General features: G+C 52.1%; 11 protein-coding genes. 4 read left to right on the top strand and 7 right to left on the bottom strand.

Annotated features, from left to right (window positions below; genetic code table 11):
• Positions 1-108: 108 nt before the first annotated feature.
• The 4 genes from GC101_RS29140 to GC101_RS29155 all read left to right on the top strand — a co-directional run bounded on the left by GC101_RS29140 (position 109) and on the right by GC101_RS29155 (position 5,112).
• Positions 109-1,014, top strand: a complete 906-nt coding sequence (locus tag GC101_RS29140; protein WP_171720194.1) for an AraC family transcriptional regulator — start codon at positions 109-111, stop codon at positions 1,012-1,014.
• Positions 1,015-1,508: 494 nt separating this feature from the next.
• Positions 1,509-2,984: an FG-GAP repeat domain-containing protein gene (locus tag GC101_RS29145; RefSeq protein ID WP_171720195.1), complete on the top strand. Its 1,476-nt coding sequence runs from the start codon at positions 1,509-1,511 to the stop codon at positions 2,982-2,984.
• 14 nt (positions 2,985-2,998) lie between these two features.
• Positions 2,999-3,685, top strand: coding sequence for a response regulator transcription factor (locus tag GC101_RS29150; RefSeq protein WP_039305424.1), 687 nt, complete (start codon positions 2,999-3,001; stop codon positions 3,683-3,685).
• Between the two features lie 2 nt (positions 3,686-3,687).
• Positions 3,688-5,112: a sensor histidine kinase gene (locus GC101_RS29155; protein WP_246354567.1), complete on the top strand. Its 1,425-nt coding sequence runs from the start codon at positions 3,688-3,690 to the stop codon at positions 5,110-5,112.
• 46 nt (positions 5,113-5,158) lie between these two features.
• Here GC101_RS29155 and GC101_RS29160 read toward each other — a convergent pair whose 3' ends face one another.
• The 7 genes from GC101_RS29160 to GC101_RS29190 form a co-directional block, all read right to left on the bottom strand.
• A complete protein-coding gene (locus tag GC101_RS29160) occupies positions 5,159-5,614 on the bottom strand; it encodes an OsmC family protein (protein WP_042139898.1) in 456 nt (151 codons plus the stop codon).
• A gap of 92 nt (positions 5,615-5,706) precedes the next feature.
• Positions 5,707-6,408 carry a metallophosphoesterase family protein gene (locus tag GC101_RS29165; protein ID WP_171720197.1) on the bottom strand — a complete coding sequence of 234 codons (702 nt, stop codon included), beginning with the start codon at positions 6,406-6,408 and terminating at the stop codon, positions 5,707-5,709.
• Positions 6,409-6,526: 118 nt separating this feature from the next.
• Complete coding sequence (locus GC101_RS29170; RefSeq protein WP_171720198.1) at positions 6,527-7,324, bottom strand: dihydrodipicolinate synthase family protein; 798 nt, start codon at positions 7,322-7,324, stop codon at positions 6,527-6,529.
• 32 nt (positions 7,325-7,356) lie between these two features.
• Positions 7,357-8,064, bottom strand: a complete 708-nt coding sequence (locus GC101_RS29175; RefSeq protein WP_171720199.1) for a type 1 glutamine amidotransferase — start codon at positions 8,062-8,064, stop codon at positions 7,357-7,359.
• Between the two features lie 212 nt (positions 8,065-8,276).
• Positions 8,277-9,359 carry a hypothetical protein gene (locus GC101_RS29180; RefSeq protein WP_171720200.1) on the bottom strand — a complete coding sequence of 361 codons (1,083 nt, stop codon included), beginning with the start codon at positions 9,357-9,359 and terminating at the stop codon, positions 8,277-8,279.
• A gap of 58 nt (positions 9,360-9,417) precedes the next feature.
• Complete coding sequence (locus GC101_RS29185; protein WP_246354568.1) at positions 9,418-10,710, bottom strand: sensor histidine kinase; 1,293 nt, start codon at positions 10,708-10,710, stop codon at positions 9,418-9,420.
• Between the two features lie 80 nt (positions 10,711-10,790).
• On the bottom strand, positions 10,791-11,450 hold the full coding sequence (locus GC101_RS29190; RefSeq protein WP_171720202.1) for a response regulator transcription factor: 660 nt from the start codon (positions 11,448-11,450) through the stop codon (positions 10,791-10,793).
• Positions 11,451-11,588: the final 138 nt, after the last annotated feature.

The following is an 11,588-nucleotide window of genomic DNA, read 5'->3' on the forward strand; positions in this document are numbered from 1 at the left end:
CCGGACAGCAGCGGAGTACATTTCCTATTCTCGCGATTTTTTGTCTTATTATGATATAATGAGCAACATCAACCGGAAGACAACCCACCTGGGAAGGGAAATTAATGAATGGATATTAGCCGTTACAAAAGCGAACTCCCCCCTATACTTAATAACTTATGTCAGGAGATCCGTGTTCAAGACGCCGTTATCGAATGGGTTGATATCATTTTCGAACAAATTGGTACCGCCAGTAAGTGTCCGCCCCATGCCCACACCTGGTTCGAATTCAACTATGTGCTATCCGGGCAGCTGGGCACGCGTTTTGACGGTGACGAGATCACTGTGCGTGAAGGCGAATTCTTCCTCTTCCCTCCCGGCAGGGTGCACTCTCATACCTACACCCGGGGGAACCCGCATGAAGGACTTTGCTTCCGCTGGCGGCTCCGCCGCGCGGATCCCGGACGCGCAGAAGAGGATACCCGTTCACTGTATTCGCGCCTGAAGTCGCTTCAGGAATGGAAGCCGGGGGCTTATCGTGATACTGAAGGGTTCAGTGTGATGCTGACCCACTTCCTTAAGGAAGCGGCTGCCGCAGAACCGTCAGAGCTGGGACTGCAGCTGCTGCTAATCCGGCTGCTTGAGCGTCTATGCCTGCTGCAGCAGACACTGGAGGGGCATACCGAAACCCCGGCAATCGGCTCTGAACCGCTGGTGCGTAAGGTCGAGGTTTACCTGGAGGATTTCCAGGGAGACCGGCTGAACGTGGGAGAACTAGCGGCATCGCTGCACATGAGCTATGGCCACTTATCCCGCGAGTACAAGAAGCTGACAGGGCATACGCTGGTCGGACGGATGAACAAGATCCGGCTGGAAAAAGCCCGGGAACTCCTCCTCCTCCCCGGCTCGAATATTTCGGAAGTAGCGGAACAGGCAGGCTTTGCCGACCTGAGCTACTTCAGTAAAGCTTTCAAAAAAAGCTACGGCCAGGCACCGCAAAGCTACCGTAAAGCACATTCCACGAGCTCCGGGTAGAACACATATTTGCACTGGCTTCCGACCCTGCCAATGGCAGCCGTACCATGCATAGCATCCCGTCCGCTGCCGTATAGGCCGGAACAACACCGGCAGCTCCTCTTGCTGCTCCATATAGGACGAGCAGCCACAGCCCGTCTCTTTCTGCCCTTTCCTTCCCTCTCCTCCGGAGCGTAACTGAAAGTATATATTCCAGAGGAACAAAGGTTTATAACCAGAAGCGGAAGGACCGGAGGGGAAATTTGGAACTGTAGGAGCGATAGCGTCCGCCTTTATGTTTGGATTTCTACCGCGATCAGCGGTTTAGATCAGGAAATCCAAACATAACAGCGGCCGGAAGTCCAAATGTTCACCGCAGAGACGCCGCAGCTTCCCGTTAGCACCTTAGCTTCATCGCCTATAGACATTCAGATAGCTCCTTTACCATTTTGCAACTAATTGCCAGAAAGGTTGGGATATACTAGCCACAGATGAATCATAAGGAGAGTAACTGGATGAACAAATTCATACCCGGCCTGAGCGGCCTTCTATTCTTAAGTATAATCACCTCCGGCTGCGGCACCCTGAAGGCGCCAAGCGATCTGCTTCAGGCCCCGGCACAGGGCAATGCCGATGGCACCTTAACCGGTATCGTGAAATTATATCTTCCCGCCAATTCGCATTTAACAGTGCCTGTCCATTCCGAATCCGGCAGCGCCATTCAATTGCAGGATCTCGACAAGGACGGGCAGGATGAGCTGCTGGCCTTCTATAAGACAGACCAGACCGATTATGAAATCAATACCCTCCTGCTCTCGCAAAAGGACGGGAAGTGGAGTAAACTCGCCACTCTGACCGGGGTAGGCAGCGAGCTGGATTACGTGGCATTCACCGATGTTACCGCAGATGGAGCGGAGGATCTGCTGCTTGGATATAGCGGCGGGGAAGGACTAAGTAAAGAGTTATCTGTCCACAGTCTGAAGAGCGGCAAATTATCCGAGATTCTCAAGCAGCCCTATGATCAGGTAGTGGTTGGAGATCTGACCGGGGAAGGGCAAACCGATATTGCCGTACTTCAGGGAACCTATATTACAGATACACAACCCGAGACGCACCTTCAGCTGCTCCGGCTCCAGGGCGGTACGCTGCAGACCTTGTCCGATCAGAAGCTTGACGGGAACGTAATTGGGGCCCAGTTCGCCAAGGCATCCCCTACCCGAAGTGCCTTATTCATCGATGCCGCAGTGGGTGCGCACTCCTCCTACACTTCGCTGCTTACTTGGGAAAATAGTAAATTTACTGATATACTGGCATCAGATGATTATCAGCGTACTGCGCTTGCCGGCAGCAAGGACCTTGTACTCACGCCGCTGGCACCGGCGCCTGACGGAATGCTCGGCAGCAATAACTTGGCCATCAAGGATTACCCTCTGGCCAGCACAGATATTAACGGTGACGGGATTGTCGAGATTGGCTTTCTCGTACCGCCTGCGGGCACCGAGAGTTACGCCCCTCTGGCCACTCCGTTCATCACCAAGTATTATCAATGGGATGGCGGAACCGGCCTGAAGTTCGTGGAAGAACAGTTTGACCGCTGGGGCTTCAACTTCCATATTCCTAAGGACTGGGCTGGCCGTACGATTCTGGAGACACCGGGAGAGTCACCGGCGCCATGGGAGAATATCCGCTTCAGCTACAAGAATGCCGAATCTGCCCGGCAGGCCCCGCTGCTTGAGCTTCGCCTGCTGGCCAAGAAGGACTGGGCTGCAGCAGAGACTAAGCTGAAGTCAGAGAATAGAGAATATAAGCTGCTGTATGAGCTGCAGAATACCAATGATGATACGGCGCCAACGGTGTTCGTTGCGGTCATGCCCGCTGCCGGTGCAGCAGCCAAGCTGCAGGGTGCTTCCCTTCAGGAGTATAATCAGCTGAAGCTGACCCTTGAGGAAGCAGTGCAGCTGGCCGGCACGCCGCAGAAGCCCCGGCAATAATAAGGAGGCTGTTCATGAAAGTGCTGATACTGGAAGATGAGAAGCCGATCCGGGATCTTCTGTGTGTGAATCTTAAGCGTGCAGACTTCGAGGTCGCTGAAGCTTCTACCGGTGAAGAGGCCCTGAGGATTGCCGGGGACCGGAAGGATTTTGACATTGCTATACTGGACCTGATGCTTCCAGGCATGAGCGGCTTCGAGGTATGCACCCGCCTCCGGGGACAGTTCCCCCGGCTAGGAATCATTATGCTCACAGCCAAAAGCCAGGAAGTAGACAAGGTCATGGGCCTCGAAGCCGGTGCAGACGACTACGTGGTCAAGCCGTTCAGTCCGGTTGAGCTGGTCGCGCGGGTGCGCTCCCTGTACCGCCGGATGTATCCCGGAGAAGCTCTGCCGCAGGAGAACAACCTGGAGCTTCCGCCTTTTACCCTTCTGCTGGATGAACGGAAATTACTGAAGAACGGGCAGGATATCCCGCTGACCCCGACCGAATTCATGATCGTCAAGCTGCTGTTGGAGCAGCCGAACAAGGCGATGAACCGGGACGATATTCTGACAGCCGTGTGGGGGCAGTATTTCATGGGAGACCTTAAGATTGTAGATGTGAATATCAGCCGAATCCGCCAAAAAATCGGGCAGGAGTCCTCCGGGCCGCAGTTCCTCGAAACGGTGTGGGGATTCGGCTATATATGGAGGGGCTAACTTTGCTAAAGGGAATCAGGTCCAGGCTTATCGTCTATATTACCCTTATGCTGCTCCTGATCGTCCTGCTGCTGGAGGGAGTTTTCATTGCTGCCGTCCACTACTACTATCTGGGCAGCGCGATGGAAACGTTGAATTCCCGGGCCGCTACTTCAGCGACTTTTTTCAACAAGTATCTGGAGGGTTATACCCTGAGTGAACGGGCACGTTATATTCTGGAGAATCTCTCTCCTGAAGAGAGCAGTAAGGTGGAAGTGCTGAGTCCGGCCGGGAATGTCATTATTAATTCCTTCGGCTTCTCAAGTCAGGAGAAGGTGAATACCCCTGATGTGAGAGCAGCGCTGACCAGCGGCAAAGGAAGCTTCCAGAGTCTTAAGCCGTTACAGGGTGAGCGGATCATAGCCGTCTCGATTGCACTTAAGGAATCCGGAAGTACGATTGGCGTGCTGCGTTACTCTGTTTCTGCGGAACCTTTATATGCCGTTATTATGAGAATTGTGCTGAATGCAGCTGCAGTCGGCCTGCTTGTAATTGGATTCGGGTTCGTGATGAGTCTGCTGATCGCCAAAAGAATCGTGGGTCCGATCCAGCAGCTAACCGGGGTTGCGAAGGAAATGGCCACCGGCAATTTCACCGTACGGGCGGCCAAACCATATGATGATGAGGTCGGTACGCTCGCAGTTACACTGAATTATATGTCCGAGGAAATTCTCAAAAGCGAGAAGATCAAATATGATTTCATCTCCTCTGTCACTCATGAGCTGCGCACTCCGCTTACTTCGATCAAAGGCTGGGGCGAAACGCTGCTGGTAGGTGATTTATCGGATAAACAAGAGACCCTGCAGGGTCTTGAGGTCATGACCGGGGAGACCGACAGGCTCATCGGACTGGTCGAGGATCTGCTGGACTTCTCCAAATTCCAGGCTGGTGAGATCAAGATCGTACGCCAGCCTTATGATCTCAGGGGACTGCTTGAGGATCTGCTGCTGCAGTTCAGATACCGGGGGCAGACCAAACAGATCCGCCTTTATGCCGAGCTTCCTGATCAGCCCCTGCCGGTAGACGGTGATTTCAACCGCCTGAAGCAGGTTTTTGTCAATTTGCTGGACAACGCCTTCAAATTCACTCCTGCCCAGGGAGCCATCCGCCTTACAGCAGTGTTACACGGGGAGCTCATCATCACCACCGTAGCCGACAACGGCGAAGGCATCGAGGCCGCAGACCTGGCACAGCTCGGCACCAAATTCTTCAAAGGACGGTCCCGCCAGTCCGGAAGCGGCCTGGGCCTGGCCATCTGCAAGGAGATCATAGAGCTGCATGACGGGCGGCTGCGGATCGAGAGTGAATTCACCAAGGGTACCTCCGTGATTGTGGAGCTGCCGCTTTACCGGCTGGAGCAGCATCTTCCTCCGCCGGTGTATCTGTGAGCTTGGACCTCCCCGTGCGCAGGAATGCTAGCCGGATATTCGGCCTTCATTTTCCTGCCACGGCTATCTCAATAACCGGCTGCGTCTCCATCGAGACATTCCCTGCCACAGCTCTGGAGATCATACAGGACTCCTCTGCCATATGTGCCAGCCGCTCTGCCTTCTTCAGCTGGGCCGCTGTCGCATCTGCCTGGAGCACCACCCGCGGCTTGTGCACGATCCGTTCGTACGTAAATACATTATTCGTGACATCTACCGTCGCCTCTGACTCCAGTGTCAGTTCCTGTGGTACAATATCTGAACGCTCTAGCATCGCTGCCAGCGTAATCAAATAACAGGTCGAGGCTGCCCCCAGCAGCATCTCATCAGGATTCGTTCCGGTTCCCGGACCGCCCATCTCCTGCGGAATCGAGATTACCGTGCGGAGTCCGCCTGCTTCGATATGCCCCTCACTGTTACGTCCGCCGTTCCATACTGCCTTCAGGTGAAAAGGATGCTTCATCTCTCTCAATCCTCTCTTGTTCATTTCGAATACTTATACATTCTTCTCAAGCACTCCCGCCACACCGTAGCAGGCCCTGTACAGCTTTTGGGCTAAATGCGTCCAATCCGCCGGTTCTCCAGCCGTTGATCTGCCTGTTTGTATACATGGTAGATCATCTCCGTCAGATTCACGATTCCAAGAGACCTTTCTTCCAGCACAGCGTAGGTGTTGGAACCCATATCACAATTCATACGGGCACCGTCAAAATATATCCGTTCCACCGGCGTATGCCCATGAATCACCGGCCTGCCGTTCGTTAATGTAAGCAGCTCTTCCCGCGGCTGCCGGTAGAACTCATATTCCGTCATCCACAATATCTCCCGGCTCTGCTGCTCCAGAGGCTCCACTGTACAAAGTCCGGCATGTGTATACACAAATTCTTCATCTGCATAATACAGGGGCAAGGAGTAAGCCCATTCCATATGCGCCTGCCGCTCCTTCTGATCGGAAAAAGCCCGGGCAAAGCTCTCCAGCGTGTCATGCCCGCCATGGCTCAGCCAGAGCCTGTCACCGTTTTTGATGTAATCGCCCATCATTTCTTCATGATTGCCGATGAGCGCGTGAACCTGGCCGGGATGCCGCTCCGTGAGTTCTTTAATATATTTTACTACACCTGCCGAATCTTTCCCCCGGTTAATCATATCCCCGCCAAAGACCAGCTGATCCCGTTTCAAGTCAGCCCCGGCATGCCCGAGCAGGAGCTCTAATCCCTCTTTGTCGCCATGGATATCTGTTATGAAGAATTTGCGCATGATACCCCTACTTTCTGCTGAATCCAGTCTACCTCATTAACAGGTATAATGCATGGGTCAGAGCTATTCCCCAACACAATAAGTAAGGAGATTAATATTTATATAGCTTAATTATTAATTAGATGAGCGGAGCACGGCAGACTCCTGCATTAATCCCCAAGCTGTTATAGTGCTGTTTGATGTTAATAATCGCATGCCCGCTTATGACCCGTGATACCAGATCCTCGACCGGCTTAGCGTCAACCTGTTTATGCTGAAGCAGCTGTTCGACGGTATGTTTAATTTCCTGCGGATATATATTACCAGCCACACTTGAGAGACCCTTACATCCGCCTGTGACGAAATTGTCCACCAGCTTGACATCTCCTGCAGCAAACATGATGAAATAATCCGGGTAAGTTAGCGGCAGATGACGCTGCAAATCCCCTGTTTCTTTATAGCCAACGATGTTGGGGTACCGGTTAATTAACGAATGAAGCGAGTCTGGAGTCAAATCGAACCCGGTCCGGCCGGGATTATTATACAGGGCCACCTGCTTGGTCGTATGGCTAAGCAGCTCTTCCACATAAGCAACTGCCTGCTCCTGCATGGGCCGGATATACGGAGGGAAACCGATCAGAATTACATCGATTACGGAGGTCTCCAGCGCCTTCACCAGACGTACCGCATCCCGTGTTCTTATAGCGGAAGCCCCGAAGACAAGCTCAATATCCTGAAAGCGCTGCTGGTCAAAATATTCAATGATCTGCAGTCTCTCCTCTATGCTCATGGAATGCTGTTCACCGGTACTTCCTGAGACAAGCAGTGATTCTATACCGTTCTGCTTCTGATACTCTACAATGGCCTTAAATCCGTCAACATTTAAGCTTTCATCCTCCCGGAAAGGAGTCGGTATAGCGACATTTAAATTTTTCATCGTATATTCCTTTCTATGGCGAGCCAGGGCAGCTAGGATCTGGACAGGAATTTGTCTTCCATTGCATCGAGGAGCGTGAACATCAGTTCATTGGATGCTTTTACTTTCTCAAGCTGATTCACCATCTCAGACTGCGTTTGAACATACTCCTCCCGCTTCAGCTGCTCGGCACAGTTCCCGATGATTTTCCGGATGCTGGGGTCATTAACCTCCAGATGAAACTGCAGGCCGGCTACATAATCCTCATATTCAAAACACTGATTGGCACAGCCCAAGCTGAACGCCAGCCTCTTGGCTCCGGCGGGTAGGCTGAAGGTATCTCCATGCCAGTGAAACGGTACAAACTGCTCCGGGAACGCTCTGAAGAAGGTAGACGTATTGGCATCCCCGGACAATCTCACAGGGAACCAGCCGATCTCGTTCCACTTGTTTTTATAGACTTCTCCGCCAATTTGTTCGGCAATCAGCTGGGCTCCCAGACAGATTCCAAGCGTCAGCTTGCGCGAGCGGATGGCTGCGTCAATGAAGGCTTTCTCCCCCTTCAGCCAGGGGATCATTTCCTCATCATTGACTCCCATCGGTCCGCCCATGATTACGAGCATATCAAACTCATCAATAGACGGCAGAGCCTGTGCTTCATACATTAAGGTTGTTGTAAGCACATGCCCTCTGTTCCCGGCCCAGACTGCAATTTCCTCCGGCGCTTCAAAAGGGACATGCTGCAGGCAATGAATTCTCATCTCTCCACCTCATTCAATAAATTTTCAATGACCTACACTCACACCATCTTCCTCTAATGTAAGTATGTTCTGCGTTGCCTGGTGGAGTCCTCCCTTAATAATAAACAATCCTATGTTTTTTCCTGCCCCAAAGTACAAAAAAGGTCCTGACGAATCAAGGACTGCTTGATCATCAGGACTGTCTTTCCTGTAGCAAAAGGTATGGCTTTCTTTTATTTTTCTTTTACGGCAGGTTCATAGATCAGACAGCGCAGCACCTTACTCGGATAGCGGAACTCCGCATTATATTTGCTGCCGTCTTCTAATAACACATCCACTGCTACCATCCCGCGTTTGTTGTTCACCTCAGTATCGGTCAGATAAGCTTTGACTATCTTTCTTTTCTCTCCCTGCTTGTCCTTCACGACCTGAGTAGCTCTATTGATCCAGCTGTTATCCTTGAGGATGGCAGCTGCGGCAGCTGCATCGATAGGCGTTCTTTTCAACGCCCCATTAATGGCTGTCGTATCCACTGCGATCCCGGTCTCCGGATCGATCTGCACATCATATTCCCAGAATTCCTGGCCTTGTCCGCGCAAGGTAGATGACTTGTACGGAGCGAAGTGAACCCTCCAGGTTGAACGAAAGCCATATTCCTGTTCAGGTAGTGCAACATAGGTGTCTAGCTTGGACACATCGGCATCATACAGCCTGCGCACACTTTCAGCCGCCAGCGCCTCTACTTCAGACTTGCTATGCTTCTGAGGAAGGGGAGGCGCAGTCACATATCGTTTGGATAATACATAATTCAAGCGGGAGTACCAGTCAATCAACTGCAGATGCTCTTCATCGGTCCAGGTCTTCTCTGGATAGTGGTACGTATTGGTATTCATATCCAGATACAAAGCACCTTGACCCGGCGCTAGGGGCATTGGCTTCCGGGGCCGTACGCCATCATATACATACTGATCTTGCAGAACCAGATGGCGTTTCATTTCCGGATCGGTCATTTCCCGGCCTGAAACTTTGGGATCACCCGGCTTCTCTATATAATCATAGATCTGCTGGATTTGCACCTCTGTCATCTGCTTAAGCAGATCATCATTCACGGTAGATACCGGCACAGGTGCCTCTACTTTTAACACAGGAACAGTGCTTTCTGCCAGACTTAGCCGGACATTGTCCTGCGTTGCCGTGCTGTTCTTAGCGACGACTGCAGAGTTCATCAGGCTGGGGACGAGAAATGCACTGGCTGCGAATACACCTCCAGAGACTAAGATGACAGCCACCGTAGCCGACCATTTCTTTGTTTTCAATTGTATTACCTCCATCAGATTAAGATACTAACTCTGTCTATACCTTAATCCCGGGATGTTATAGAGTAGAGGAGCAGTTGTTATGGAGTTGTAAAAAGATGCGGATGCTTGTCCCCTGACCAACGACAGATTGCAGCTCAACCCTGGCCTCATGCGCCTCGGCAATCTGCCGGCACAAGGAGAGGCCGAGGCCAGCATTGCCGTAGGTCCGCGAACGCGCCGGATCTGCGCGGTAGAACGGCTCGAACGCACGCTTACTCTGCTCTTCCGTCATGCCGGCTCCGCTGTCTTGCACTTCCAGCACCCCTTCACCGTTCTGCTCAAAGGCAAGCAGGCGGATGATGCTGCCTGGCTGGGAGGCAGGAATGGCATTCTCAATCAGATTTACCAGAAAGGATGCCAGAAGATCCGCATCCCCCCACACGGCGGGAATAGAGCTGTCCATCTGCAGCAGTAATCCGTGCTCTGCTGCCTTCTGCAGCTCGGATTGCGCTACCGCCTGGAACAGGGCTGCCACATCCACCTCTGCCTGCACCAGTGGCTGATGCCGCAGAACGGACAAATCAAGCAGCTTGAAGGCCAGATTCTTGAGCCGGACAGTCTCAGTTAAAATATAGTGACCGGCCTTGATCTGATCTTCCTGGCCAATATTCGCCGAGGTGAGAAGTTCAGCAAATCCCTGCATGCTGGTCATCGGCGTCCGCAGTTCATGGGCAAGATTATCAACCATCCGCTGTTTATCCTCGGCCATGCCTGCAAGGTCCGTCATCCGCTGTTCCACCACAGCAGCCATCCGGTTAAAGTTGAAGGCCAGCTCCCCGAATTCATCCCTGCTGTTCAGCTCCACACGGTTAGAATAGTTGCCTTCGGCAATCGTTTTGGTCGTCTCGGACAGCAGCTTGAGGGGCCTCGTCAGGTGCCGGATCAGAAGGTAAAGCAACAGCAACAGCAATGGACCGACGATCCAGTTAATCATCACGAAAAAGCGGTTAAGCTCCTGCTGCTGGGCATACAGCCCGCTGATGTCGCGCTTGTAAGTCAGCTCCAGATGCTGATAAGGAGCAGGGAGCGGCATAGCCAGCGTCATCACATGCTCATCCTCCACAGCGCTCTTCCCTGCCTGATTGGGGTAGATAAGCTGTCCGTCCTCCCGCAACTCCAGTCCTATTCCCTGTTTGCGGTAGTGTTCCCCATACGACTTAGCCACACTGACCATCAGTGCAGGGGTGAGGGTTAGGCCACGTGTCCGGATCGAATCCAGATTCTCGTATATATTGTTGGTGATCAGCAGCTGTTCACTGGCCGCACGCCTGGTTTCGCTATCCATATTCAGCTGCCAGCTTTTTTTCATCACCATTATCACACTAACATCAAGAGCGGCTATGAAAAGAACAAGGACGGCGAGCAGAATCTTATGCCAGAACCGCATGGCTAGACCTGAACTTCCAGGCGGTAGCCCAGCTTGAATACAGTTTTGATCCGTTCTTCCCAGCCGAGCTTTTTGCGCAGCTGGCGGATATGAACATCCACGGTGCGGGTGTCTCCGGCAAAGTCATAACCCCAGGCCAGCTCCAGCAGCTTTTCTCTCGAAAGGGCGATATTCCGGTTACGTATCAGTACTTCGAGCAGCTCAAATTCTCTGGTGGTCAAATCAACCGGTTGCTGATCTACCCGGACCTGCCGTTCCGGAAACCTGACTTCCACCGCATCGCAAATAAAAGCAGGGGCAGCTTGTTCATTCCTACGCAGCACAACGTTAATCCGGGCCAGCAGCTCCAGGATTTCAAACGGTTTGATTATATAATCCTCCGCACCCAGCTCGAAGCCTCTGATGCGGTCGGAGAGTGCATTTTTGGCCGTAATCAGAATGACCGGAATCCGCAAAGGAGCGATCTGCTGCATCACTTCAAACCCGTCGAGACCGGGAAGCATCACATCAAGCAGGATAAGATCCGTCCGCTCCTGTTCCAGCATTCCGCCAACCTCTGAACCGGTATACACTTTGGAATACGTGTGTCCAACCAGCTTAAGATTCATGGTTATCAAATCGCTGATCGGCTGTTCATCTTCAACTACTAATATATGAGCCATCTACTGAATATCCTCCTGATTCCTGTAATAGCAAAATGTTCCGTTAACTATTTAACCTTTATCATATCAGATTTCAGAGTGTACATGACATTTCACGGTGGACTATGGATTCTATGGTTATAAAAGTCGCGCCAAACG

The organism is Paenibacillus phytohabitans (assembly GCF_013141775.1).
Classification (GTDB): Bacteria; Bacillota; Bacilli; order Paenibacillales; family Paenibacillaceae; genus Paenibacillus_AQ; species Paenibacillus_AQ phytohabitans.